The sequence below is a fragment of the Pinisolibacter sp. DMC100 genome (assembly GCF_056313705.1).
The window spans coordinates 1,430,758-1,454,460 of the sequence record NZ_JBQUZT010000001.1 but is presented as its reverse complement, the minus strand read 5'-3'; the positions used below and the strand labels follow the sequence as shown (position 1 = coordinate 1,454,460).

Sequence of the window (23,703 nt, the reverse complement as noted above, 5' to 3'; positions counted from 1 at the left end):
GAGACGCGTCCGGCCGGTTCCTGCGGCCGGGCGAGAATGGCCTTTTCCCGCCGCGATGTGAAGCAGCTTTCGCCCCGGCGACCCGAACCGCGACGTTTCGGTGGATTATTCGGGCAAGAGACGTGCCGATCCCGACGCGACGTTTCGCCATTCGTGCGACTTGGGACTTGCGTCGGGGGGTAACCGGATGCAAAGCATCGAGGATCGCCGAGGACCGTCGGAGAGGGCCCACGTTCACTCGGGGACGGAGACGGGAGTGGTCCTAATGACGAAGTGGGTGTACTCGTTCGGCGGCGGTTCGGCCGACGGAACGGCTGAGATGAAGGCGCTGCTCGGTGGCAAGGGCGCCAATCTGGCGGAAATGTCCAACCTCGGCATCCCGGTGCCGCCCGGCTTCACCATCACGACCGAGGTCTGCACCGCGTTCTACGCCGGCGGTCGCACCTACCCGGCCGAACTGGCGGCCCAGGTCGACGCCGCGCTCGATCGCATGAGCGCGATCACCGGCAAGCGATTCGGCGATCTCGCCGACCCGCTCCTCGTCTCGGTGCGCTCCGGCGCCCGCGCCTCGATGCCGGGCATGATGGACACGGTCCTCAACCTCGGCCTCAACGACACGACGGTCACGGCGCTGGAGACGGTGGCGGGCGACGCCCGCTTCGCCTGGGACAGCTATCGCCGCTTCATCCAGATGTATTCCAACGTCGTGCTCGACCTCGAGCATCACGAGTTCGAGGAGATCCTCGAGGAGTACAAGGAGCTGAACGGCTACGTCCTCGACACCGACCTGACGGCCGACGACTGGAAGAAGGTCATCGTCTCCTACAAGGCGCTGGTCGAGCGCGAGACCGAGAAGCCCTTCCCGCAGGATCCGCGCGAGCAGCTGTGGGGCGCGATCGGCGCCGTCTTCGGCAGTTGGATGAACGCCCGCGCCATCACCTATCGCCGGCTCCACGACATTCCGGAGAGCTGGGGCACGGCGGTCAACGTCCAGGCCATGGTCTTCGGCAACATGGGCGAGACCTCGGCGACCGGCGTCGCCTTCTCGCGCAATCCGTCGACCGGCGACAAGCGGCTCTACGGCGAATTCCTGGTCAACGCCCAGGGCGAGGACGTGGTCGCCGGCATCCGCACGCCGCAGAACCTGACCGAGGCGGCGCGCCTCGAGGCGGGTTCCGACAAGCCGAGCCTCGAGACGGTGATGCCGGCCGCCTATGCCGAGTTCGTCGCCATCTGCGAACGGCTCGAGAAGCACTACCGCGACATGCAGGACGTCGAGTTCACCGTCGAACGCGGCAAGCTGTGGATGCTCCAGTGCCGAATCGGCAAGCGCACCACCAAGGCGGCGCTGAAGATGGCGGTCGACATGGTGGCCGAAGGCCTGATCACGCCGAAGGAGGCGATCGGCCGGATCGATGCGGCCGGGCTCGACCAGCTGCTGCATCCGACCATCGACCCGAAGGCGGAACGCAAGCTCTTCGCCCACGGTCTGCCGGCCTCGCCGGGGGCGGCCTGCGGCGAGATCGTCTTCACCTCGGAAGAGGCCGAAGCCGCCACCCAGGCCGGCCGCAAGGTCGTGCTGGTGCGCGTCGAGACGAGCCCGGAAGACATCCACGGCATGCATGCCTCGGAGGGCATCCTGACCACCCGCGGCGGCATGACCAGCCACGCGGCGGTCGTCGCCCGCGGCATGGGCAAGCCCTGCGTCTCCGGTGCCGGCTCGATCCGCATCGACTATCACGCCGGCACGATGACCGCCGACGGCGTCACCCTGCGTCGCGGCGACAAGATCACCATCGACGGCGCCGCCGGTCAGGTGCTCGTCGGTCAGGTTCCCATGCAGCGGCCGGAACTCTCCGGCGACTTCGCCACCCTGATGGGCTGGGCCGACGAGGTCCGTCGCATGGGGGTGCGCGCCAATGCCGAGACCCCGGCCGACGCCAAGGTCGCCCGGTCCTTCGGCGCCGAAGGCATCGGTCTGTGCCGGACCGAGCACATGTTCTTCGACGAGGGCCGCATCGTCGCGGTGCGCGAGATGATCCTCGCCGACACCGAGAAGGAGCGGCGCGAGGCGCTGGCGAAGCTGCTGCCGATGCAGCGCGCCGACTTCGTCGCGCTGTTCGAGATCATGCACGGGCTTCCCGTGACGATCCGTCTGCTCGACCCGCCGCTGCACGAGTTCCTGCCCAAGACCGACGAGGAGATCGCCGAGGTCTCCGCCGCCATGGGCGTGCCGGCGGCCAAGCTCAAGGAGCGGGCCGAGGCGCTGCACGAGTTCAACCCGATGCTCGGCCATCGCGGCGTGCGTCTCGCCATCTCCTATCCCGAGATCTACGAGATGCAGGTCCGGGCGATCTTCGAGGCGGCGATCCAGGCCGCCAAGGAGACCGGCGAACACGTGGTGCCCGAGATCATGGTGCCGCTGGTCGGCATCAAGTCGGAGCTCGACTTCGTCAAGGCGCGCATCGACGCCGTGGCGAAGGAAGTGGCGGAGAAGACCGGCGTCGCGCTCGACTATCACGTCGGCACGATGATCGAGCTGCCGCGTGCGGCGATCACCGCCGACAAGATCGCGGAAGTCGCGGAGTTCTTCTCCTTCGGCACCAACGACCTGACGCAGACGACCTTCGGCCTGTCGCGCGACGACGCCTCGAAGTTCCTGAACACCTACCTGCGCGGCGGCTTCCTCGAGCACGACCCCTTCGTCACCATCGACAAGGAGGGCGTCGGTTCGATGATCGAGCTGGCGGCGGAGCGCGGGCGCAAGACGCGCCCGAACATCAAGCTCGGCATCTGCGGAGAGCACGGCGGCGACCCGGCCTCGGTGCGCTTCTGCGAGTCGGTCGGCCTCGACTACGTCTCCTGCTCGCCCTTCCGCGTGCCGATCGCGAGGCTCGCGGCGGCCCAGGCGGCGTTGCTGCACGCCAAGGGGTGAGACCCCGATCGGTCGTTTGAGACGAAGAGAGGCCCCCGCGAGGGGGCCTTTCTATTTTTGCTCGGACGGCGCGTCGGAGGCGCGTCGTCCGACGCGGTGTCATTCGTTCCCATTCCCCGGAATCGACCGCTTCCATCGTTCGAAGTACTCGGAACAGTCCGCCGCCGATTGGGCGAGACTGGCGCGCTGCTCCGCCGTGTTCATGCGCCACACGCCCCAGTCGGGATCCGGCATGCCCGACGCGACCCAGTCTGCGACGACGCCGTCGGCGATCTCGCGCGGCGTGTCGGCACCGAAATGGACGAGGCCGAACGGGTTGTCCGGCGTCACGAAGCGGTCGTCCTGTGGCGTCATTCCCCCGTTGGCGAGGCCGAAGATCACCCCGTGAACAAAGGCGACGAGATCCTCCCCCTCGAGGTGATGGTCCAATCGCCCGGTCTCGGCGATGCCGCCGAGGCCGATCCCTATATGGTCTATGCTCAGATAATAGAGCCATTCCCGGACGAAGGTCTCGATGGCCGATGTGATGTCGACGTCACTCATGTCCGTCTCCCCGGAAATGGATCTTGGTGTTTCGACTGATCAGACCATCGCCGTGCAGGACCTCGATCGTCACGTCGGACCAAGGGCTGTGGCGAATGCCGATCACCGTCTCGTCCCGGCGGGTGAATTGCGGATTCGGATAATTGGGATTGTACACCTCCCGCTTCGCGCCACCCAACAACCGCGCCCCGACATCGAGAAACGTATCGCGGTCGACCGTCCGGATGTTGCCGTCGGAGTTGCGAAATCGCTCGCCGATCAGGGCGCCGTCGCGCATCAGGCACTGTTGCAGCGCTTCGCCGCGGACGTCGGGGTCGCCGAGTTCGCGCAGGCGTGTCAAAGCCGCATCCAGGCGATACCGATCGGCGGCAATCTCGCCTCGGATCGTTTCCGTCAGGCTGTCTCGCCAGGTCGGTCGCCAATCGCGATCGAACCGCCTGACGGCGGCGACCGCCGCATCCGCCTGCATGCGCGTGACCGCGAGTTCGGTGATCTCGCCTTCCGTTCCGACGAGCGGACGTCCGGTGAGCCGCGTCGTCCGGAGTTGAAGCGAAGGCCGAAACGGCCCGTTCTGCGCGACCCGCACGAGGCCGTCGCCATATCCCGATCCGTCGGTCCAACGACCGGCGCCCGGTTGCCCGGCTGGGATGCGCGGTTGCGAAGGCGCGTATTTGCGATGAAGCAGAACGAAACGGAGAAAGGCCAGTTCGACCCGTTGCCCGAGGAGCTCCGATCGCAGCCACCTGTTCCGAATATCTCGTTCCCGCAGAACTCGCCCACGTTCGACGCTGTCCATGTGTCGTCTCCGAACCAATCGGCAGACACCATCATGACGCGACTTCAAATACGGGAGATCAACCTTCGAGATATGCCCGGCAAACCTGGAAAGCGCAATGTCGTCAGCCAGTCACGCGGGGAGGTTCGGCCTGTCATCGCAGCGCCGGGCATCATGGAGAACGAAATCCCCCTCCCCCTCACGCCTTGCGCGTGAAGACCACCACCGCCTCGACGTGATGCGTCCACAGGAACTGGTCGATGGGGGTGACCTCGCCCATGGTCCAGCCGGCGTCGATCAGATAGCGGGCGTCGCGGGCGAGCGTCGCCGGGTTGCAGGAGACCGCCACGATCACCGGCACCGACGACTTCGCCAGTTCCTTGAACTGCGGTGCGGCGCCGTCGCGCGGCGGGTCGATCACCACCGCGTCGAAGGCCAGTTCCTTGCCCATCAGCGGGCGGCGATAGAGATCGCGCACCTCGACCGTCACCGGCTTCAGGCCCTGGGCGTGGCGGGCGGCGAAGGAGAGGCTGTCCAGCGCCGAGCGCTCGCTCTCCACGGCGTGGACCTGGACCTTGCGGGCGAGGCGCAGCGCGAAGGTGCCGCAGCCGGCGAAGAGATCGGCGACGCGGGCCGGGCCCTTGGCGCGCTTCGGGCGGGTGGCGAGCGCCTCGTCGATCGCCTTCTCCACCAGCTTCGCCATGGCCTCTTCGGCCTCCGGCACCGCCTGGAGGAAGGCGCCGGGCTGGGGCATCACCGGGATGGCGCCGAAACGGACGACCGGCGGCGTCGCCTCGACGACGATCTCGCGCTCGATCGCGAAACGGGCGAAGCCGAGTTCGAGGGCCAGCGCGATCGCCTGCTGGCGGCGTTCGGGGGCGAGCGTCGCGTCGCCGGCGGAGACGTCGAGGCCGGTCTCGGTGTCGATCACCGTGAAGACCGCGCCCTTGGCGCCGAAGGTCAGGAGATGGGACATCTTGGCGAGCTTCGGCATGGCGGCGCGGATGCGCGGCGACACGACGAGGCAGGCGGAGGCGTCGACGACGCCGTGCGACAGCCGGGCGCGGAAGCCGACCGCCGGGGCGCCGGTGCGGCGCTGCACCGCGATCACCGCGCGGCGGCGCGAGGCGGGGCCGGTGGCGATGGTCTCGGCGACTTCCGGTTCGAGGCCGCGATCGGCGAAGGCGGCGCGCACCTGCGCCCGCTTCCAGGCGAGATAGGGCGTCTGGTCCCAATGCTGCAGCGAGCAGCCGCCGCAGGCGGCGAAGACCGGACAGGCCGGTTCGACTCGGTCGGGGCTCGGCGTCAGCACCTCGACGACTCGGCCGCGCTCGGTCGGGCCCTCGCCGTCGACGACGATCGCCACCGTCTCGCCCGGCAGCGCACCGCCGACGAAGAGCTTCTTCTCGCCCGCTTCCGTCTCGAAGACGGCGAGGCCGTCGCCCTTGTGGGCGATGTCCGATATGGCGACGGTCAGCCGGTCGTCGCGGGGCGCAGAGGCGTTCACGGGGGTATCGTCCTCGAATGTCACGGGCGCCCTTTTGCACGAAGTGGCGACGATTAGCGATAGGGAACCGCGCGTATGCCGCGCTTCAGTCCCCGTCTTTCACCGCGGCGAGCACGTGCTCGCGGTTGCCGTCGCCGCCGGCGATGGCCGCTTCGGCCCGGCCGAGGACGCGCCAACCCTCGGTGGCGAGGAGATCGGCGATGCGGTCGACGGTAGCCAGTGCCGCCGCCTCGTCGCGGACGATACCGCCCTTGCCCAGCCCTTCGCGGCCGACCTCGAACTGCGGTTTGACCAGGAAGACACCCTTCGCCCCCGGTGCGGCGAGCCGCAGGGCGGGCGGCAGGGCGAGCGTCAACGAGATGAAGCTGACGTCGGCGACGACGAAGTCGGGCCGCTCGGCGAGATGTTCGGGGCCGAGATCGCGGGCGTTCAGCCCCTCGATCGAGCGGACGCGAGGGTCGGCGGCGACCACTTCGGCCAACTGGCCGTGGCCGACGTCGATCGCGGTGACGTGTTTGGCACCCCGATCGAGCAGGACCTGCGTGAAGCCGCCGGTCGAGGCGCCGACGTCGAGGCAGACGCAGTCTTGCGGCGACAGCGCGAATCCGTCGAGCGCGCCGACCAGCTTCAGCGCCGCGCGCGACACCCAGCGCGCCGCGGGGTCGTCGAGGGCGATCACCGTGTCGGCGGCGACCGGGGAGGCGGGGCGCGTCTCGATGCGGCCGTCGACGGTCACGGTGCCGCGGGCGACGGCGTCACGGGCCCGCGCACGGGTCGGCGCGAGGCCACGTTCGACGAGGGCGAGGTCGAGGCGCTGGCGGGTCATGGTCGGGGATGGCTCACAGGCACGCGGCCATGCCGCCGGCGATCGTGTCGAAGAAGACGCCGTCGCCGAAACGCCCCCAGGCCCACAGCGCCACGCCGACCAGCACGGCGAGCGTCGGCACGCCCAGCCACAGGAGCGGGCGCGGCACGGCGGGTGCGGGCGTGCGGGGTTCGGCCCCGAGGGCGACGTCGTTCATGGGCGTCAGTCTACGCCATCGGGAGGCCGCGGCAAAGCGGGCGGCACGGCCTTTGCCTCTACACCTCAGTCGACCGACACGGGTGCCCGAGTCCGTCCGGTTTGCGACAGGGAGCGTCGTCGTGTCGACGCGTTTGTCGAACGAAGGGGAAAAGCATGGCCACACACATGGTGAAGGTCGCCTACGAAGGCGCGGTGACCAAGGCGCTGAAGAATGCGGAAGCCGGTCTGACGAGCGGCGGCGCCGTCGTCTACGAGGTCGAGGGCGTGCCGCCGGCGCTCACCATCGACGACGTCGTCGAGGCGGTGAAGCGCGCCGGTGGAAAGCCGACCCACAAGGACCACGTCGTCAAGTGGGCCGATCTCGCCGCATGAGACCCGTGACGACAGCGGTGGTTGCATCGTCGAGGGTCGCGGGTAATCTCCACCCATGACCCTCGACATCGCCACCCGCGTCTACGACCACGGCTTCCGCATCGACCCGATCGTGCGGACGCTGCTCGACACCGATTTCTACAAGTTCCTGATGGTGCAGTTGATCCGCAAGGTGGCGCCGACCACGCGGGCGACCTTCGCGCTGCAGAACAGGACGAGGAGCGTGCGGCTCGCCGACATCGTCGACGAACGCGAGCTGCGCGATCAGCTCGACCATGCCCGCACCATCCGCTTCCAGAAGAACGAACTGATCTGGCTCGCCGGCAACACGTTCTACGGCGTGCGCCAGATCTTCTCGGCCGACTTCCTCGACTGGCTCGCCCGCTTCCGCTTACCCGAGTACGAGCTCGCCCGCACCGACGACGGGCAGTACGAGCTGACCTTCGAGGGCGACTGGGCCGACGTCTCGATGTGGGAGATCCCGGCGCTCGCCATCGTCAACGAGCTGCGCGCCCGCGCCGCGATGAAGGGCATGAACCGCTTCGAGCTCGACGTGCTCTATGCCCGAGCCAAGGCCAAGGTCTGGGCGAAGATCGAACGGCTGCGCACGCTCGAGCGCGAGATCGGCGCGAGCGTGCCGGTCGCCGAGTTCGGCACCCGCCGCCGCCATGGCTTCCTGTGGCAGAAGTGGTGCGTCGATGCCCTGAAGGAGGGGCTGGGGGCGAGCTTCTCGGGCACGTCGAACGTCAAGATGGCGATGGACGCGGCGCTGGAGGCGATCGGCACCAATGCCCACGAGCTGCCGATGGTCTACGGCGCGCTCGCCCGCGACGACGCGGAGCTCAGGCAGGCGCCCTTCCGCGTGCTGGAGGACTGGGCGCGAATGTATCACGGCAATCTGCTGGTGATCCTGCCGGACGCCTTCGGCTCGACCGCCTTCTTCCGCGACGCGCCCGACTGGGCGGCGGACTGGAAGGGCGTGCGCCCCGACAGCAAGGAGCCGATCGCCGCCTGCGACGAGATCATCGCCTGGTGGCAGGCGCGCGGGCGCGACCCGAAGGAGAAGCTGATCGTGCTCTCCGACGGCATGGACATCGACACGATCGAGAAGGCGGCACGCCATCTCGTCGGCCGCTGCCGCTTCTCGATCGGCTGGGGGACGCATCTGACCAACGACTTCGCCGGCTGTGCGCCTGCCGGCAGCCATCCCGACCTCGAGGCGATCTCGATCGTCTGCAAGGTGGTCGCCGCCGACGGACGGCCCGCAGTCAAGCTCTCCGACAATCCGGAGAAGGCGACGGGCCCGGCCGACGAGGTCGCGCGCTACCTGCGCATCTTCGGCGCGGAAGGCTTCGAGCGGCAGGCGGTCGTGGTGTGAGCCCCCGCGCGGGCGATCACGCCCGCCGCAGGTCTTCGATGTAGGCGTGGATCTCGCGGTCGAGCTCCTGGCGGAAACGCCCGAGTTCGCGTGCCGTGGCGACCACGCCTTCGGAGGCTCGGTCGGTGGCGGTGGCGTCCTCGCGCACCGCGGCGACGGCGATCGAGACGGTGCGGGCGCCACCGGCGGCGCGCTGGACGTTCTCGGCGATCTCGCGGGTGGCACTCTCCTGGTCGACCATGACGCCGGACATCTCGTGGGCGAGCGCCGACAGATCGCGGATCGTCCCGCCGATCGAGGCGATCGCCTCGACGACGCGGCGGGTCTCGCCCTGGATGTGGGAGACCTGGGCGGCGATCGCCTCGGTGGCGCCGGTCGTCTGGTTGGCGAGCTGCTTCACCTCCGCCGCGACGACGGCGAAGCCCTTGCCCGCCTCGCCGGCGCGCGCCGCCTCGATGGTGGCGTTGAGGGCGAGGAGGTTGGTCTGGGCGGCGATCGAGTTGATCAGCGAGACGACCTCGCCGATCGTGTCGCCCGAGGCGGCGAGCGTGCGCACCACCTCGTCGGTGCGGCCGGCCTCGTCGAGCGCGCGGCCGGCGATCTCGGCGGAATGGTCGACCCGGCGCAGGATCTCGCGGACCGAACTCGCCAGTTCCTCGGCGGCGGCGGCGACGGCACCGACGGTGGTCGAGGTCTCGTCGGCATCGTGCAGGGCGACGCTCGAGCGCTCGGTGGTGCGTTCGGCGACCGAGTGCATGCCGGCGGCGGTCTCTTCCATCCGGGTGGCGGCCTGATTCATCTCCTCGAGCAGGCGGCCGATGGTGGAGACGAAGGTCTCGGTCATCACCTGACGACGGCGACCACGCTCGTGGCGGGCCTCCTCCTCGCGGTGGACCTGCTGTTCGACGCCGGCCTCGGTCTTCAGGGCGAGCTTCAGCGCATCGACGGAGCGGGTGAGCGCGGCGATCTCGTCGATGCCGTCGACCTGCGGCGTCGCGGCGTCGACGTCGCCCGCGGTGATGCGCGCCACCGCCTCGGTCAGGCGGACGACCGGCCGGCCGATGTCGCGCTCGAGCCACCAGATCAGAGCACCGCCGATGACCAGCAGGACCGCGCCGATGGCGGTGAAGACCGCGATCATGCCGTCGCGGGTCGCCTCGAGCGGCGTACGGTCGGCGGCGAGGATCGCCCGGCCGATCGGCTTGCCGGAATAGTCGGAGAGAACGCGCGATTCGACCGACCAGTTGCGACCGTCGATCGTCACGGTGCCGAGCCGGGTCTCGCCGGAACGCGCCGCCGCGGCGGCATCGAAACTCGCGGGGAAGCCGGAGGCGAACACCTCGGACGCGGCGCCGGGCTTGGTCGGATCGATCACCAGCGCGATCTCGAGGCCGGTGCGGGCGGCGAAGTCGCGCGCGAAGGCCTTGCCGAAGGCGACGCCGACTTCGACCGTACCGGCCGGCTTGGCGTCGACGCGGACCGGTACCACGGCGCGGATGCCGATACCCTGGACACCCGACTCGAGCCCCACCACCTCGCGACCGTCGCGATTGGCCTCGACCACGGTGTGGCGGAAGGTGGAGAGATCGTCGCCGAACTTGTCGAGCTTGTGGAGCCGGAGGAAGGAGGTCGCCGGGGCGAGATGGAACTGGAACTGATCGAAGCCGTCCTGCTTCATCGCCTCGAAGGCGGGGGTCAGACGGGCGGCGAGATCCTCGCGATCACGCCCGGCGAAGGTGGCGGCGACGTCGGGCTGGGCGGCGACGAAGCGGGCGAGCGAACGGGCGCGCTGACCCTGGGCGGCGATCTCCGCCGTCAACTGCCGCGCCCCGCTCTCCAGTTGACGGGCGGTGCCGACTTCGACGAAGTGTCCACCGAACCACAATCCGGCGGCGACGCAACCGGCCGCAGCGATCGCCATGCCGGTACCGATGCCCATGATCAGGCGCGTCTTCAGATGCATGAACGTTCGCTCCATCCGTTCTCCGCCGGAATGGTGCATATTCGTGATTAACGAAGTGTTCTTGGCCGCCTGAAATGTCGTAGTGCCGGACGTGCGAAACGATCCGGTGGAGTTCGTCCAAGGTGAATCCGATGGCATTACGCAACATCCCCGAGGTCTTCGTCGACGCCGACGCCTGTCCGGTCAAGGACGAGACCTTCCGCGTGGCGACACGCTGGAAGGCGAAGACCCATGTGGTGGCCAACAGCTGGATGCGCATCCCCGACGATCCGTCGATCGAGCGGGTGGTGGTGGCGCAAGGGGCGAACGTCGCCGACGACTGGATCGCCGAGCGCGTCGGACCGGGCTCGGTCGTCGTCACCAACGACGTGCCGCTCGCCGATCGCTGCGTGAAGGCGGGGGCGCGGGTGGTGACGCCGTCGGGACGGGTGTTCGACGCCGCCTCGATCGGCATGGCGCTGGCCACCCGCGATCTGATGGAGGATCTGCGTTCGGCCGGTGAGACGACCGGCGGGCCGCGCCCCTTCGGCCCGCGCGAACGGCAGGCCTTCCTGCAGTCGATGGAGCGCGAGATGCGACGGGCGGCGCAGGATCTGGCGCGACGCCCGCCCGAGGGCTGATCAGGCGTCGCCGGCCGCGGGCACCAGACGGGCGACGAGGCCGTCGACGTCTTCGAAGATCGCGCGCGGCTCGACCGGCTCGATCCCCATCTGGGTGACGCGCAGCACCGTCGGGACGCCGCGGGCACCGACCGCCGACATCAGCTCGCGGGCGAGGCCGGCGCGCTGGTTGAGGAGGTCGATGGCGCCGTCCTCTTCCGCCAGGAAGGCCTCGACGACGTCCTCGGCGATGCCGGTCTCGCGCAACACCGCGGCGCAGGTCGCCTCGTCGGTGACGTTGCGGCCGTCGACCCAACGGGCGGCCTGGAGGGCATGGAGCACGGCGAGCGCCTTCGCGGGCGCGCGCAGCTGCACCGTCGCCAGCGCCAGCGTCGCCGGGCCGCTGTCGAACTTGCTCTCGAAGTCGCCGAGCACCTTGTCGCGATAGGCCTCCGAGAAGACCTGCCCGGTCAGCTCGGCGATGCGTCGGTCGTTCTTCCAGGCGTAGTCGGCGAACTCCGGCGTCATCGGCCGATCGCCGATGAAGAGGCCGGAGGCGAGCACTACCAGCGGCAGGCCCGCCGCCTCGATCCGGGCGAGCGCCGGGGCCGCACCCCAGCACCAGCCGCAGAGCGGGTCGACGATGGCGACGATCGTGCCGGGAGCGAGGATCTCGACCTCTTCCGAGGTCTCGACCGCGGGACGGGTCTCGGTCTCGCTCATCGCGCGCGCTCCAGCGTCTCGGTGCCTTCGATGGCGATGCCGAAGCCCTCGAGGCCGACGTAGCGGCGCTCCTTCGAGGCGATCAGGCGGATCGAGGAGACGCCGAGGTCCTTGAGGATCTGGGCGCCGACGCCGATCTCGCGCCAGTTCTCGGCCCGGCTCGAGGCGGAGACATGGGCCTCGACCTCGGCGGCGGCGAGCGGATCGGCACCGGCCTCGGGCTCGCGCACCGGCTTGGCGACACCGACGGAGCCTTCGCGCAGGTAGACGACGACGCCGCGGCCCTCGCGCGCCATACGCGCCATCAGCGCGTCGACGGTGCCGGACTTGCCGAAGACGTCCTCGACCACCGATTCCAGATGGAGGCGCACCGGCACCGAGCGGCCGTCGCGGATGTCGCCGAAGACGATGGCGAGGTGATGCATCGGGTCGAAGGGCGTCGAATAGGAAATGGCGCGGGCGCGGCCGGCCGGGGTCTCGACGTCGAATTCGGCGATGCGCTCGACGAGGCGCTCGTTGCGCTGGCGATAGGCGATGAGGTCGGCGACGGAGACGATCTCGAGGCCGTGCTCCTCGGCGAACTTGGCGACGTCGGGGCCGCGCTTGACGGTGCCGTCGTCGTTGACCAGCTCGCAGATGACGCCGACCGGCGGCAGATTGGCGAGGCGGCAGAGATCGACCGCGGCTTCGGTGTGACCGGAGCGGACCAGCACGCCGCCGTCCTTGGCGATCAGCGGGAAGACGTGGCCGGGACGGACGAAGTCCATCGGGCCGACGTTGGGATTGGCCAGCGCCCGGGCGGTGTTGCAGCGCTCCTCGGCCGAGATGCCGGTGGTCAGCCCGTGGCGATAGTCGATCGTCACCGTGAAGGCGGTGCCGAGCGGGGCGTCGTTGGCGGCGATCATCGGCTCCAGATGGAGCTTGCGGGCGAGTTCGCGCGGGATCGGCGTGCAGACGATGCCCGAGGTGTGGCGCACGATGAAGGCCAGCTTCTCGGGCGTGGCGTGGACCGCCGCGACGATCAGATCGCCTTCGTTCTCGCGATCGTCGTCGTCGGTCACGACCACGATCTCGCCGCGCTCGAAGGCGCGCAGGGCGGCGGCGACACGGGACTGGTTCATCATCGTCTCCTCACGGGCGCGGGACCTGGTGTCCAGCCCCAGAAAGTCATCGGGCGTCACCGCGCCGCGGGTGGCGGTCGCGATCTTCTCGGCGGTCTCGCGCGAGACCCAGACGCCGGGATCGTTGCACAGCGCCGTGATCGCCGCCGGCGACAGGCCGACGCGGCGGGCAAAGCCGCTGCGGGTCTCTTTCGTACGGGCGAGCCATTGATCCAAGCGCATGACGACGATGAATAGCGCTGCACCATTTCAGTGGCAATGAAAATGCGGTCGCGATTTCATCACATGAACGCGAAAGACCGTCGCCGATTTGGCGACGGTCTCCTCGTTTCTGCGGCGATCGTTCGATCAGGCAGCGCGGATACCGGCGACGAAGCCGTCGATGTCGGACCGCAGGCGTTCGGAGTGGCGGGCGAGTTCGCCGGCCGAAGCGAGGACCTGGGAGGCGGCGGCGCTCACCTCCTCGGCGGCGCGCGATACGCCGACGATGTTGGAGGAGACCTCTGCCGTTCCTGTGGCGACCTGATCGATCGCCTCGGCGATCGCCTCGGTGGTCGCCTCTTCCTCGACGACGGCGCCGGCGATGGCCGACGAGATCTCGTTCATCGAGACGATGGTGCGGCCGATCTCGGCGATCTCGGTCGAGGCGAGCCGGGTGGTCGACTGGACGCTGTCGATGCGGGCGGCGATCTCGGCGGTCGCCTTGGCGGTCTGTTCGGCGAGCCCCTTGACCTCGGCGGCGACGACGGCGAAGCCGCGGCCCGCCTCGCCGGCCCGCGCCGCCTCGATGGTGGCGTTGAGGGCGAGGAGATTGGTCTGCGCCGCGATGTCCTCGATCAGGCCGACGATCGAGCCGATCTTCTCGACGGTCTGGGCGAGTTCGGCGACGCGGCGATTGGTGACCTCGGCCTCCTGCACCGCCTTGCCGGCGATCTCGGTCTGGCGACCGACGCGCTCGCCGACGTCGCGGGCGGCACCCGCCAGCGCCTCGGCGGAGGCGGCGACGGTGCGGACGTTCTGCGTCGCCTCTTCCGACGCGGAGGAGACGGCGAGCGACTGGTTGGTGGTCTCTTCGGCCGAAGCGGTGAGCGTCGAGGCGGTCGCCTGCAGCTCGGTGGCGGCGGCGGCGACCTGTTCGACGACGCCGGAGACCGAGGCCTCGAGGCGATCGGCGAGCTCGACCATGGCGCGATGGCGTTCGGCGGCGAGCCGCGAGGCGGCCTCGGCGCTCTCGGCCTCGAGCCGGCGCTTGGCGATCGCGTCGTTGCGGAAGACCTCGACGGCGCGAGCCATCAGGCCGACCTCGTCGCCGCGATCGGCGCCGTCGACCGCCGTATCGGCATCGCCGGCGGCGAGGCCATCCATACGATCGGCGAGGCGGCGCAGAGGACGCGACACGCCGGCGATGGCGACCCACAGGGCGAGCGCGAAGACCAGCGCGGCGGCGGCGCCGACGGCGATCTCGTTGACGAGGATCGCCGCCTCGGCGCGTTCGTCGGCGGCCTTGGCGGCGGCGATCGCCTCCCGCGTCATGGCGTCGATGGTCTTGGCGACGTCGTTCTTCAGCGTGTCGAGGGGACCGTCGAAACGGCCGATCAATATGGTCAGCGCCTCGTCGCGACGGCCGTCGGCGGCGATTTCGCCGGCGCGGCGGCCGGTCGCCACCACCTTGTCGAAGGCGGCGACGAAGCCGTCGATCTCGGCGGCCCGGCTCGGGAGGGCGGCGGCGGCCTCGCGAGCGAGCCGGTTGAATTCCTCGCGGGCGCCCTCGAAGCGACCGAAGAACTCGCGGACCATCGCGGGGTCTTCGCGCGACAGGCCGCGATAGGCGATGTCACCGGAACGGAAGGCCTGCTGGTTGGCGCGGGCGAGCAGGGTCGCGGCGAGCGATTCTCCCATGGTCACCGCCTGCGCCCGTTCGGACACGTCCCGGGCGGTGCGGGCTCCGAAGAACACGGCCCCTCCGGCAACCAGCGCCATCACCACCAGACCGGTCACGATCTTCTTCGGAATGGCCACGTCGACGATGCGCATGTTCAGCTCCCGATACACAATTCGAGTTGCGCCGAAGCTGGTCCACAATCGTCAATAAAAACTTACTTACGTGAAGTCACTTCAGTCAAACGCTACGACTTTGGTATTGCTACGTATGATCATCATGCAGAAGAAATAGATCAGCCATCCACAAATGCATCACTCATCTTGACATCGGATATATCAGACTTCTCGCATGTAAATGGAAAGGCATTTGTATCCTGCTTCGTCCGGATGCATCCGGCCGACTCAGCGTCCGGTCTGGCCGCGATGTCTCAGGGCGTGGTCGACGAGCGTGATCGCCATCATCGCCTCGACCACGGGCACGGCACGAATGCCGACGCAGGGATCGTGGCGGCCCTTGGTGATCAGCTCGACGTCGTGTCCGGCGCGATCGATCGTGCGGCGCGGCGTCAGGATCGACGACGTCGGCTTGACGGCGAGGCGGGCGACGATCGGCTGGCCGGTCGAGATGCCGCCGAGGATGCCGCCGGCGTGGTTCGACAGGAAGATCGGCCCGTCGTCGCCCATGCGCATTTCGTCGGCGTTGTCGATGCCCGTCAGTTCCGCCGCCTCGAAGCCGGCGCCGATCTCGACGCCCTTGACGGCGTTGATCGACATGAGGGCGGACGCGACGTCCTGATCGAGCTTGCCGTAGAGCGGCGCGCCCCAGCCGGCCGGAACACCTTCGGCGACGACTTCGAGAATGGCGCCGATCGAAGAATGCGCCAGACGAATACCATCGAGGTATTCTTCGAAACGGGCGACGCTGTCGGCATCGGGCGAGAAGAACGGATTGCGGTCGACCTCTTCCCAATCCCAGTTGGCGCGATCGATCGCTTCCGTGCCGATCTGCACGAGGGCGGCGCGGATGGTGACGCCGCCGGGGACCAGCGCGTTCAGCACCTGACGCGCCACCGCGCCGGCCGCCACGCGCGACGCGGTCTCGCGCGCCGAGGAGCGCCCGCCGCCGCGATAGTCGCGCAGGCCGTATTTGGCGTCGTAGGCCCAGTCGGCATGGCCGGGGCGATACTTGTCGCGGATGTCGCCGTAGTCCTTGGAGCGCTGGTCGGTGTTGCGGATCATCAGCGCGATCGGCGTCCCCGTCGTGCGCAGACCGTCGGTGGCATCGTCCTCGAAGACACCGGAGAGCACCTCGACGCGGTCGTCCTCCTGGCGCTGGGTGACGAACTTCGACTGGCCCGGCTTGCGGCGATCGCATTCGGCCTGCAGCGCCTCGAGGTCGAGGCGGATGCCGGGCGGGCAGCCGTCGACCACCGCGCCGATGGCGGGACCGTGGCTCTCGCCCCAGGTGGTGACGCGGAACAGGTGACCGAAGGTGTTGTGCGACATCGCGGCGAAGATCCCCAGAACGTGCTCGACGTCTAGGGGATCGCCGGGTGTCGGTCAAATCGCGGAGCGTTCGGCGCGCTCGCGGCTCAGCCGAGGTTGGCCTTCAGGAAGGCGAGCGTCCGCTCCCAGGCGAGCGCGGCGTCCTCGGCGTCCCAGCGGGCGCCGGTCGGATTGGCGAAGGCGTGGTCGGCGTCGTACCAGTAGACGGTGAGGCGATCGGACTTGCCGGCCTCCTTCATCGCCTGCTCGAAGTCGGCGACCATGGCGGCGTTGATCGACTGGTCACGGGTGCCGAAGTGGCCGATCACCGGGCCGACGAGCTTCTTCAACTGCTCGGCCGGCTTGCGGACGTTGCCGTAGTAGATCACCGTCGCGTCGACCGGCGTGGCGGTCGAGGTCTCGAGCGACCAGCCGCCGCCGAAGCACCAGCCGCAGGTGCCGACCTTGCCGGTGGAACGGGCATGGCCACGGGCGAAGGCGACGGCGGCGACCATGGCGGCGGTGGCGCGCACCGGATCGAGCGAGGCCATCTGCGCCTTGGCCTCGTTGGCGTCGGCGGCGACCTTGCCGAAGAGATCGACGGCGATCACCAGATGGCCCTTGGCGGCGAACTCGCTCGCCACCGCCTTGATCTGGTCGTTGAGGCCCCACCATTCGTGAACGATCACCAGCGCCGGCGCCTTCTCGGCGGCCGGGTACGCGATCGCGGCCGACATCGGCGCACCGCCCTCGACCGGGATCTGGATCATCTCGACGCCGGAAGCGGCGGCCGCCGCCAGCTTCGGGTCGAACAGAACCGCCGCGATGGGCAGACCGGCGAGTCCCATGAGGAAGGCGCGACGATCGGCATCCGGGATCACCGGGGGCGGCATATGGGCGTGGCTTCCGCAGCCTTCGAGCGTGCACATGAGGCAACCATCCGACGTTTGCGACCCTCTGGCGGGGTCGGTTCCTCCGCGCCCGTCAAGCGGGCGGGACGATCATAACCACGAACCGGCGCGGTCTCGCCACACGAATACGCGATCTTGCGGCACCATGAGATGGGCCAGTTCGTGGTCGTCGTTCGCCTCGATCACGTGGCGCAGGGCACGGAAGACGCCGCCGTGCGAGACGATCACCATGTCGCCCGAGGTGCCGGCGAACCAGCGGGCGATCCGGGCGGAGAGCTGGACGTAGTTCTCTCCCGCCGGCGGCACGAAGTTCCACTTGTCGGCGCGCACCGCCTCGTAGCCTTCGGGATCTTCACGGGCGACCTCGTCGTAGGTCTTGCCCTCCCACAGGCCGAAGGTGACCTCGCGCAGGTCGGGAACGATCGTGTAGGCCTCGGGATCGAGCCCGCCGGCGATCCGCACGCGCTCCATCGTCTCGCGGGTGCGCCCGAGCGGGCTCGCGAACCACGAGAGCGACGCCGGATCGATGTCGTTCGCGGCGAAATGGGCGGCGAGCGCGCGGCCGTTGCCGTCGGCCTGGGCGCGGCCGGTCTCGTTCAGCGGAATGTCCTGGACACCCTGCAGGCGACCGGCGGCGTTCCAGTCGGTCTGGCCGTGGCGGATGTGGAAGATGGTTCTCGTCACGTCGTCCTCGTCGGCCTGCCCGTTCGCGCCTGCGAGAAGATCTAGCGCGGATGCGTGACGGTCTCAACGAGGATGCCGGCCGATCGACGCGGAGCCGACCGGCGCGAGGCGCGGAGGGGGACGCAGATCACGTCGTCTTCGGAGGGAACGTGGCGTAGGCATCGGCCAGCCGCGCGCGGTTGCGGTCGGTATTGAGATGCCAGTCGCCCCACTTCGGATCGGGCATGCCGTCGGCGATCCAGGCGGCGAGAATGCCGTCGGCGACCTCCCTCGGCGTGTCGGCACCGAAGTGGGTGATGCCGAAGGGATTGTCGGGCGTGACGAAGCGTCCGTCCTCGGGCGTGGCGCCACCGGCCGCCATCCCCTCGATCACGCCATGGACGAAGGCGAGCAGATCCCGACCTTCGAGATGGAAGTGGATGCGCCCGATGTCGAGGAAAGCACCCAGCCCGGAGCCGATCTCGTCGCTTGCCAGATCTTCCAGCCGCCACCGGACGACTTGCGCGATCACTGATTTCAAATCGGCTTCGGTCATCTCAGTACCCCTGAAAGTGAACTTTGAATCCATCCTCGACGATGGCTCCATCCCCGTGCAACACGTCGAACGACACATCCGAGTCCCGACTGTGACGAACGCCGATCACGGTTCCATCGCGACGAAGGAATTGAGGAAACGGGTATCGCGGATTGTACTCGGTTCGAACCGCACCCGCGAGAAGCCGGGACCCGATCTTGAGGAAAGTCTCGCGATCGACCGTTCTGATCGTGGGATCATCGGTACCTCGGTACTGCCGGCCGATCGGTTCTCCATTCGGAGCAAGGCATTGCTTCAGGAGTTCCCCTCGGACATCCGGTCTACCGAGTTCACCCAAGCGAGCCTCCGCCGCTTCGAGACGCGCACGCTCGGCAGCGGTCTCGCCCACGACCGTCTCCGTGAGACTGTCGCGGAACAGGGGGCGCCAATTCCGATCGACACGCCGAACAGCGGCGACCGCCGCATCGGCCTGCATGCGGGTAACCGCCAACTCGGTGATCTCCGCCTGCGTGCCGACCAGCATACGACCGGTGACGCGCGTCGTCGCCATCCCCGTACGAGCACGTGGGGGCCCATTCTGTGCGACACGGACGAGGCCGTCGTCCCACCCTTCGCCGTCGGTCCATCGACCACCACCCGGCTGCCCGGCGGGGATACGAGGCTGAGACGGAGCATATCTGTGCTGGAGGAAAAGGAAGCGCCGCAGCGACGCCTCGGCCCTCAGGCCTAGAAGTTCCGCCCTGACACGACGAATTTCGAGATCGAAACTCCGATGTACACAGTATGCCATGTGGCGTCTCCGACCGAATGGACGACATCATCATGGCACGGCTCGACAAGGGGGCGCGTTACTTCTTGTTTGTCCCCGGATACACGAAGGGCGCGGCCGTTTCCGGTCGCGCCCTCGCGAAGTCTTCGATCAGGTCGGGGAAAAGATCACTCTTTCACCACCGAAATATCCGGGGCATCGACCGCCTTCATGCCGACGACGTGGTAGCCGGCGTCGACGTGGTGGATCTCGCCGGTCACGCCGCGGCCGAGGTCGGAGATGAGGTAGAGCGCGCTCGCGCCCACTTCCTCGATCGACACCGTGCGCTTCAGCGGGGCGTTGTACTCGTTCCACTTCAGAATGTAGCGGAAGTCGCCGATGCCGGAGGCGGCGAGCGTCTTGATCGGGCCGGCGGAGATCGCGTTGACGCGGATGGCCTTGGCGCCGAGGTCGACGGCGAGATAACGCACCGACGCCTCAAGCGCGGCCTTGGCGACGCCCATGACGTTGTAGTGCGGCATGACCTTCTCGGCGCCGTAATAGGTCAGCGTGACGATCGAGCCGCCGTCCGGCATCAGCTTCTCGGCGCGCTGGGCGATCGCGGTCAGCGAATAGACCGAGATGTTCATCGTGCGGTCGAAGTTCGCCGCCGTGGTGTCGACGTAGCGGCCGGTCAGCTCGTCCTTGTCGGAGAAGGCGATGGCGTGGACGAGGAAGTCGATCTTGCCCCACACGCGCTCGACCTCGGCGAAGACCGCGTCGATCGTGGTCGGGTCGGTGACGTCGCAATGGCCGACGACGATGCCGCCGAGTTCGGCGGCGAGCGGCTCGACGCGCTTCTTCAGGGCATCGCCCTGGTAGGTGAGCGCGATCTCCGCACCCGCGTCGCGCGCCGCCTTGGCGATGCCCCACGCGATCGAGCGGTTGTTCGCCACGCCCATCACCAGACCACGCTTGCCGGCCATCAGGCCCTTGGTGTCGGCCATCGAATTGCCCTTCGTTCGTTCCGTTTTCGTGGCGGGTTCTATGACACGGGCGTCCGGGAGCCGCAAGCAGGCGGGTGCCGCGCGATGACGCGAGCGGTGGTGGCGACACGACTCAGAAGAGATCGAGCTGGCCGCCGCCGGACGCACCGTCCTCCCCGCCCCCGTTCGTCGGGCGTCGCGGCGCGACGGCGCGCGGTGGACGCGGAGGGCGCGGCGGCGGGGCGATCTCGACCAGATCGAAGAGCTCGTCGGGCGCCGGCACCAGCAGGCGACGGGCGACCTCGACGCCGACGGTCGGGTCGAGCCACGCGGCGAAGTCTTCCGGCGCGATCACCGCCGGCATGCGGTCGTGGATGGCGCCGACGGTGGCATTGGCGTCGACCGTCAGGATCGCCGTGGTGTCGACCTCGGACCCGTCGGGCGACGACCAGGTCTCGGTGAGGCCGGCGAAGGCGACGATGCCGCCGTCGCGCGGCACGAGGTGGAACGGCGTCCGCCGATTGCCGTCGCGGCGCCATTCCATGAAGCCGGTCGCCGGAACCAGGCAGCGGCCGTGGCGCATGGCACCGCGGAACGACGGCTTGTCCGCCGCGGTCTCGGCACGGGCGTTGATCAGCAGCGAGAAGGCGGCGGGGTCCCTCACCCAGGACGGCCAGAAGCCCCAGCGCACCAGACGGAAGTGGCGTCGCCCCTCGGAAAGCACGACGACGGCGATCGGTTCGGTCGGACGGATGTCGTCGCGGGCGGGAAAGTTGGGCCGCTCTTCGTATTCGAACAGCCGGCGAACTTCCTCGGGCGGCGCGGCGAGCATGAAGCGTCCGCACATGTCGTTCTCTCCTCGACGGAATCTCGATCGGACGGATGTCCGCGTAAGCGAAATGGTAACGCCTGGAAACCAAAATCAGAAACAGAACGACCGAGCAGGAAGACATGGGACCGGCACACGCGACCATCGACGAGGATCCGACCGACCGTCTTCGGCCGGAGAGGCTCGCCGCCGCGAACATCAACCCGGTGACCCGGCTCGCGACCGACTATCTCAATCATTTCAACGACGTCGTCATGATGCTCGAGCTCGTTCCGGACATGCCGGAATGCATCGAGGACGTGGTGGGCTGGGTACCCGTCACCTACGACGACTATTTCCGCAACTCCCATTTCCGCGAGCGCGAATTGGCGGTTCTGGCCTGGGAGCATGCCGATCCCGACGTGCGTTCGGAATTCGACGCCGCCGTCACCCACCTCGACTGCGCCATGGCGGAGGCGATCTGCCTCGCCGAGCGTTGCGACGGCACCGACGGGGAAGCCGGCGAACGGCTGCGCGACTGCGTCGTCGGCCGCCTCAAGCCGCTGATCGCCACCGCCTCGGCCATCGTCAACGGCACCGCCGCACAGCGGGCGGGCTTCGACGACGGCACCGATCCCGGCGCGCAGGCGGCGATCGACGAACTCTTCCACTGATCGCCGTGAGCGAAGACACGCCCCTCCGCCGCGACGCCGTCTCGGTCGTCGTCTGTCGCGACGAGACGGTTCTGCTCGTCCGGCGCGGCCGGGCGCCCTCGGCCGGGCGCTGGGCGCCGCCGGGCGGGCGCATCGAGGCCGGCGAGACGGCACGCGACGCCGCGATCCGTGAACTGCGCGAGGAGACCGGCCTCGTGGCCGAGATCATCGGCGACCTCGGCATCCGCGAGGTCGCGAGCCGCGACGCCGACGGTACGCCGACGCTCTTCGCCATCGCCGTCTTCGTCGCCGTCGCCGGCCCCGAGGAACCGGTTCCCGGCGACGATGCGGCCGAGGCGCGCTTCGTCCCCCGCGCAGCAGCAGCCGACCTCGATCTCGTCGCCGGGCTGATGCCCTGGCTGACACGCGCCTTTCGCCTCCACGATGGATATCGCGTCGCGAACGGGGTAAGGAACGCGGAGTCCGGCGGGGCGGCCGAGGGACGAGGGCGAGATGGCGAAGACGGCTGAGGGCACCACGAGCTTGCGCCGACGGGCGGCACGTTGGGCGGCGGGTCTCCTCGTCGTGGTCTCGACGATCGGACCGGCCGGCGCGGCGGAAGAGGCCTCGCTCGACGACACGCTCGCCAATCTCGCGGAGACGCTCGGCGCGCTGCAGCACCTGCGCCCGCTGTGCGGCGCCCAGGACGGCACCGCCTGGCGCGACCAGATGAACGCCGTGCTCGATGCCGTCCAGCCGACGCGCGAGAAGCGGCTGGCGATCGTCGACCGCTTCAACCAGTCCTATCGCGGCAGCGTCGCGGCGCAGCGCAGCTGCACCTCCGCCGCCCGTCTCCTCGCCGAGACCTACCGCAAGCGCGGCGAGGCGCTGGGGCGCGACATCCTCACGCGTTGGGGCCACACCTGACCGCGCGTCGGACGGTTCCGTGGCATTCGAACCACGGTGTTAACCATTTCGACACGAATTTTAACACTCGTTAAGAATATGGCCCCTGACGGCGCGACCGCAGGGTAACGCCGTGCTATTTCTCGTGTCGGGAGGGGATGCCGACGAAGCATCCCGAGGGACACGCCGCCGGACCCGTTCACGGCGGCAATGGTCGGCTGCATGCCGACGGCACACGACGAGACCGACATGCTCGACGAGACGAGCCTTCACGAGATCGAGCCTTCGCTGGCGGAGAAGAAGCGCGCCGCCTACGAGATGGTCGCCGACGCCATGGCGGAGGCCGAGGCCGAAGGCATCGATCGCGACATCGTCGCCCAGGCGGCGCTGTTCGCCGTGGTCTCCGATCTCGTCGCCACCTGGGGCGAGGTCGAGGTCGCCGATTTCGTCGAGCGCATGGTCGACCGTGTGCTCGCCGGCGAGTTCACCATCAACCGCTCGCTACAGTGACGGCAGGCCGCCCAAGGCCAGCCGCGCCAGCACCAGAACACCGAAGACCACCAGGATCGACCCCGCCACGAGGTTGATTCGCGCCAGCATGGCGTCGGTCATGCGATCGCGCAGCGCCGCCACCGCGGTCGCCACCAGGAGCCACCAGCCCGAACCGCCCGACACGACGCCGAGCACGAACATGCCGGCGGCGAGCCAGTCGCCGGGTTGCGGCGCCCAGCTGCCGAGCGAACCGAACAGCGCCAGGAAGCCCAGCACCGTCGCCGGATTGGTGATGGTCATGCCGAAGGTCGCCGCCGCGGTCGCCCAGAGCGTGCCGCTCTCACCGGCACCGTCGTCGAGATGGGGATGGGCGAGGGCGGTGCGGATGCCGAAGGCGATCAGCAAAAGCCCGCCGATCAACTGCAGCCAGAACGAATGACCCTCGACGAAGCCCGAGACCGCGGTGATGCCGAAGGCGGCGACGGCGGCGAAGAGGCCGTCGGCCGTGACGGCGCCGAGACCGGCGGCGAGACCGGAGAGGAAGCCCGAGCGGAAGGCGCGCTGGACGCACAGGATGTTGACCGGACCGACGGGGGCGGAAAAGACGACGCCGACACCGAGACCGGTGAGGAGGAGCGGCAGGCTCGACATCGCGGCGCGGTCCCTCTTCTTCG

General features: G+C 68.9%; 25 protein-coding genes. 8 read left to right on the top strand and 17 right to left on the bottom strand.

Going from position 1 to position 23,703, the window contains the following annotated elements; translation table 11 throughout:
- Window positions 1–265 precede the first annotated feature (265 nt).
- Entirely contained in the window at window positions 266–2,935 is a 2,670-nt protein-coding gene (ppdK, locus tag ACT541_RS06700) for a pyruvate, phosphate dikinase (protein WP_476135287.1), read from the top strand.
- Between the two features lie 99 nt (window positions 2,936–3,034).
- Here the strand turns inward: ppdK and ACT541_RS06695 are convergent, their stop codons facing one another.
- From ACT541_RS06695 to ACT541_RS06675, 5 genes are all read right to left on the bottom strand, one after another.
- A complete protein-coding gene (locus ACT541_RS06695) occupies window positions 3,035–3,478 on the bottom strand; it encodes a hypothetical protein (RefSeq protein WP_476135285.1) in 444 nt (147 codons plus the stop codon).
- Window positions 3,471–4,274 (bottom strand): hypothetical protein, encoded by an 804-nt coding sequence (locus tag ACT541_RS06690; protein ID WP_476135283.1) that lies wholly within the window; start codon window positions 4,272–4,274, stop codon window positions 3,471–3,473. Before ACT541_RS06690 ends, ACT541_RS06695 begins: the two co-directional genes overlap by 8 nt.
- A 178-nt stretch (window positions 4,275–4,452) precedes the next feature.
- Entirely contained in the window at window positions 4,453–5,760 is a 1,308-nt protein-coding gene (locus ACT541_RS06685; RefSeq protein ID WP_476135281.1) for a class I SAM-dependent RNA methyltransferase, read from the bottom strand.
- A gap of 85 nt (window positions 5,761–5,845) precedes the next feature.
- Window positions 5,846–6,586: a TlyA family RNA methyltransferase gene (locus tag ACT541_RS06680; protein WP_476135280.1), complete on the bottom strand. Its 741-nt coding sequence runs from the start codon at window positions 6,584–6,586 to the stop codon at window positions 5,846–5,848.
- 13 nt (window positions 6,587–6,599) lie between these two features.
- Complete coding sequence (locus tag ACT541_RS06675) at window positions 6,600–6,782, bottom strand: hypothetical protein (RefSeq protein WP_476135278.1); 183 nt, start codon at window positions 6,780–6,782, stop codon at window positions 6,600–6,602.
- 155 nt (window positions 6,783–6,937) lie between these two features.
- On the opposite strand from ACT541_RS06675, the gene ACT541_RS06670 reads away from it, so the two are divergent.
- Together ACT541_RS06670 and ACT541_RS06665 are read left to right on the top strand one after the other, a co-directional pair.
- Complete coding sequence (locus ACT541_RS06670) at window positions 6,938–7,156, top strand: hypothetical protein (protein ID WP_476135276.1); 219 nt, start codon at window positions 6,938–6,940, stop codon at window positions 7,154–7,156.
- Between the two features lie 55 nt (window positions 7,157–7,211).
- Window positions 7,212–8,534, top strand: a complete 1,323-nt coding sequence (locus ACT541_RS06665) for a nicotinate phosphoribosyltransferase (RefSeq protein ID WP_476135275.1) — start codon at window positions 7,212–7,214, stop codon at window positions 8,532–8,534.
- A 16-nt stretch (window positions 8,535–8,550) separates the two neighbouring features.
- On the opposite strand, the gene ACT541_RS06660 is transcribed toward ACT541_RS06665, so the two are convergent.
- On the bottom strand, window positions 8,551–10,497 hold the full coding sequence (locus tag ACT541_RS06660) for a methyl-accepting chemotaxis protein (protein WP_476135274.1): 1,947 nt from the start codon (window positions 10,495–10,497) through the stop codon (window positions 8,551–8,553).
- A gap of 131 nt (window positions 10,498–10,628) precedes the next feature.
- On the opposite strand from ACT541_RS06660, the gene ACT541_RS06655 reads away from it, so the two are divergent.
- Window positions 10,629–11,117, top strand: coding sequence for a YaiI/YqxD family protein (locus ACT541_RS06655; RefSeq protein WP_476135273.1), 489 nt, complete (start codon window positions 10,629–10,631; stop codon window positions 11,115–11,117).
- Here the strand turns inward: ACT541_RS06655 and ACT541_RS06650 are convergent, their stop codons facing one another.
- The 10 genes from ACT541_RS06650 to ACT541_RS06605 form a co-directional block, all read right to left on the bottom strand.
- The gene (locus ACT541_RS06650; protein WP_476135271.1) at window positions 11,118–11,819 is read right to left on the bottom strand and encodes a DsbA family protein; all 702 of its coding nucleotides are present in this window, start codon (window positions 11,817–11,819) and stop codon (window positions 11,118–11,120) included.
- The gene (ribB, locus tag ACT541_RS06645) at window positions 11,816–13,162 is read right to left on the bottom strand and encodes a 3,4-dihydroxy-2-butanone-4-phosphate synthase (RefSeq protein WP_476135270.1); all 1,347 of its coding nucleotides are present in this window, start codon (window positions 13,160–13,162) and stop codon (window positions 11,816–11,818) included. Before ribB ends, ACT541_RS06650 begins: the two co-directional genes overlap by 4 nt.
- A 126-nt stretch (window positions 13,163–13,288) precedes the next feature.
- The gene (locus ACT541_RS06640; protein ID WP_476135268.1) at window positions 13,289–14,974 is read right to left on the bottom strand and encodes a methyl-accepting chemotaxis protein; all 1,686 of its coding nucleotides are present in this window, start codon (window positions 14,972–14,974) and stop codon (window positions 13,289–13,291) included.
- Between the two features lie 249 nt (window positions 14,975–15,223).
- Window positions 15,224–16,327, bottom strand: a complete 1,104-nt coding sequence (gene aroC / locus ACT541_RS06635; protein ID WP_476135266.1) for a chorismate synthase — start codon at window positions 16,325–16,327, stop codon at window positions 15,224–15,226.
- An 86-nt stretch (window positions 16,328–16,413) separates the two neighbouring features.
- Window positions 16,414–17,235 carry a dienelactone hydrolase family protein gene (locus ACT541_RS06630; RefSeq protein ID WP_476135264.1) on the bottom strand — a complete coding sequence of 274 codons (822 nt, stop codon included), beginning with the start codon at window positions 17,233–17,235 and terminating at the stop codon, window positions 16,414–16,416.
- A 72-nt stretch (window positions 17,236–17,307) separates the two neighbouring features.
- Complete coding sequence (locus tag ACT541_RS06625; protein WP_476135263.1) at window positions 17,308–17,901, bottom strand: histidine phosphatase family protein; 594 nt, start codon at window positions 17,899–17,901, stop codon at window positions 17,308–17,310.
- Between the two features lie 127 nt (window positions 17,902–18,028).
- Window positions 18,029–18,436, bottom strand: coding sequence for a hypothetical protein (locus tag ACT541_RS06620; RefSeq protein ID WP_476135261.1), 408 nt, complete (start codon window positions 18,434–18,436; stop codon window positions 18,029–18,031).
- 1 nt (window position 18,437) lies between these two features.
- Window positions 18,438–18,986, bottom strand: coding sequence for a hypothetical protein (locus ACT541_RS06615; RefSeq protein WP_476135260.1), 549 nt, complete (start codon window positions 18,984–18,986; stop codon window positions 18,438–18,440).
- 386 nt (window positions 18,987–19,372) lie between these two features.
- Complete coding sequence (gene fabI, locus ACT541_RS06610) at window positions 19,373–20,191, bottom strand: enoyl-ACP reductase FabI (RefSeq protein WP_476135258.1); 819 nt, start codon at window positions 20,189–20,191, stop codon at window positions 19,373–19,375.
- 112 nt (window positions 20,192–20,303) lie between these two features.
- A complete protein-coding gene (locus ACT541_RS06605; RefSeq protein ID WP_476135257.1) occupies window positions 20,304–21,017 on the bottom strand; it encodes an SOS response-associated peptidase in 714 nt (237 codons plus the stop codon).
- A 104-nt stretch (window positions 21,018–21,121) separates the two neighbouring features.
- Here ACT541_RS06605 and ACT541_RS06600 point away from each other — a divergent pair, with 104 nt between their 5' ends.
- The 4 genes from ACT541_RS06600 (at window position 21,122) to ACT541_RS06585 (ending at window position 23,047) form a co-directional block, all read left to right on the top strand.
- Entirely contained in the window at window positions 21,122–21,652 is a 531-nt protein-coding gene (locus ACT541_RS06600) for a hypothetical protein (RefSeq protein WP_476135255.1), read from the top strand.
- 5 nt (window positions 21,653–21,657) lie between these two features.
- Window positions 21,658–22,161 carry an NUDIX hydrolase gene (locus ACT541_RS06595; protein ID WP_476135254.1) on the top strand — a complete coding sequence of 168 codons (504 nt, stop codon included), beginning with the start codon at window positions 21,658–21,660 and terminating at the stop codon, window positions 22,159–22,161.
- A complete protein-coding gene (locus ACT541_RS06590) occupies window positions 22,145–22,558 on the top strand; it encodes a TIGR02301 family protein (protein ID WP_476135252.1) in 414 nt (137 codons plus the stop codon). Before ACT541_RS06595 ends, ACT541_RS06590 begins: the two co-directional genes overlap by 17 nt.
- A gap of 228 nt (window positions 22,559–22,786) precedes the next feature.
- A complete protein-coding gene (locus tag ACT541_RS06585) occupies window positions 22,787–23,047 on the top strand; it encodes a hypothetical protein (RefSeq protein WP_476135251.1) in 261 nt (86 codons plus the stop codon).
- Here the strand turns inward: ACT541_RS06585 and ACT541_RS06580 are convergent.
- The gene (locus ACT541_RS06580) at window positions 23,039–23,680 is read right to left on the bottom strand and encodes a LysE family translocator (RefSeq protein WP_476135249.1); all 642 of its coding nucleotides are present in this window, start codon (window positions 23,678–23,680) and stop codon (window positions 23,039–23,041) included. The two genes, ACT541_RS06585 and ACT541_RS06580, sit on opposite strands and share 9 nt — an antisense overlap.
- Window positions 23,681–23,703 lie beyond the last annotated feature (23 nt).

What these genes read in the sequence shown, in the direction of transcription:
- ppdK (WP_476135287.1), top strand. Translation starts at nt 266, where the DNA reads ATGACGAAGTGGGTGTACTCGTTCGGCGGCGGTTCGGCCGACGGAACG.
- ACT541_RS06660 (WP_476135274.1), bottom strand. Translation starts at nt 10,497, where the DNA reads ATGCATCTGAAGACGCGCCTGATCATGGGCATCGGTACCGGCATGGCG.
- ACT541_RS06620 (WP_476135261.1), bottom strand. Translation starts at nt 18,436, where the DNA reads ATGACCGAAGCCGATTTGAAATCAGTGATCGCGCAAGTCGTCCGGTGG.
- ACT541_RS06600 (WP_476135255.1), top strand. Translation starts at nt 21,122, where the DNA reads ATGGGACCGGCACACGCGACCATCGACGAGGATCCGACCGACCGTCTT.
- ACT541_RS06690 (WP_476135283.1), bottom strand. Translation starts at nt 4,274, where the DNA reads ATGGACAGCGTCGAACGTGGGCGAGTTCTGCGGGAACGAGATATTCGG.
- fabI (WP_476135258.1), bottom strand. Translation starts at nt 20,191, where the DNA reads ATGGCCGACACCAAGGGCCTGATGGCCGGCAAGCGTGGTCTGGTGATG.
- ACT541_RS06680 (WP_476135280.1), bottom strand. Translation starts at nt 6,586, where the DNA reads ATGACCCGCCAGCGCCTCGACCTCGCCCTCGTCGAACGTGGCCTCGCG.
- ACT541_RS06650 (WP_476135271.1), bottom strand. Translation starts at nt 11,819, where the DNA reads ATGAGCGAGACCGAGACCCGTCCCGCGGTCGAGACCTCGGAAGAGGTC.
- ribB (WP_476135270.1), bottom strand. Translation starts at nt 13,162, where the DNA reads ATGCGCTTGGATCAATGGCTCGCCCGTACGAAAGAGACCCGCAGCGGC.
- ACT541_RS06640 (WP_476135268.1), bottom strand. Translation starts at nt 14,974, where the DNA reads ATGCGCATCGTCGACGTGGCCATTCCGAAGAAGATCGTGACCGGTCTG.
- aroC (WP_476135266.1), bottom strand. Translation starts at nt 16,327, where the DNA reads ATGTCGCACAACACCTTCGGTCACCTGTTCCGCGTCACCACCTGGGGC.
- ACT541_RS06615 (WP_476135260.1), bottom strand. Translation starts at nt 18,986, where the DNA reads ATGGCGACGACGCGCGTCACCGGTCGTATGCTGGTCGGCACGCAGGCG.
- ACT541_RS06605 (WP_476135257.1), bottom strand. Translation starts at nt 21,017, where the DNA reads ATGTGCGGACGCTTCATGCTCGCCGCGCCGCCCGAGGAAGTTCGCCGG.
- ACT541_RS06665 (WP_476135275.1), top strand. Translation starts at nt 7,212, where the DNA reads ATGACCCTCGACATCGCCACCCGCGTCTACGACCACGGCTTCCGCATC.
- ACT541_RS06580 (WP_476135249.1), bottom strand. Translation starts at nt 23,680, where the DNA reads ATGTCGAGCCTGCCGCTCCTCCTCACCGGTCTCGGTGTCGGCGTCGTC.
- ACT541_RS06590 (WP_476135252.1), top strand. Translation starts at nt 22,145, where the DNA reads ATGGCGAAGACGGCTGAGGGCACCACGAGCTTGCGCCGACGGGCGGCA.
- ACT541_RS06655 (WP_476135273.1), top strand. Translation starts at nt 10,629, where the DNA reads ATGGCATTACGCAACATCCCCGAGGTCTTCGTCGACGCCGACGCCTGT.
- ACT541_RS06585 (WP_476135251.1), top strand. Translation starts at nt 22,787, where the DNA reads ATGCTCGACGAGACGAGCCTTCACGAGATCGAGCCTTCGCTGGCGGAG.
- ACT541_RS06630 (WP_476135264.1), bottom strand. Translation starts at nt 17,235, where the DNA reads ATGTGCACGCTCGAAGGCTGCGGAAGCCACGCCCATATGCCGCCCCCG.
- ACT541_RS06675 (WP_476135278.1), bottom strand. Translation starts at nt 6,782, where the DNA reads ATGAACGACGTCGCCCTCGGGGCCGAACCCCGCACGCCCGCACCCGCC.
- ACT541_RS06695 (WP_476135285.1), bottom strand. Translation starts at nt 3,478, where the DNA reads ATGAGTGACGTCGACATCACATCGGCCATCGAGACCTTCGTCCGGGAA.
- ACT541_RS06670 (WP_476135276.1), top strand. Translation starts at nt 6,938, where the DNA reads ATGGCCACACACATGGTGAAGGTCGCCTACGAAGGCGCGGTGACCAAG.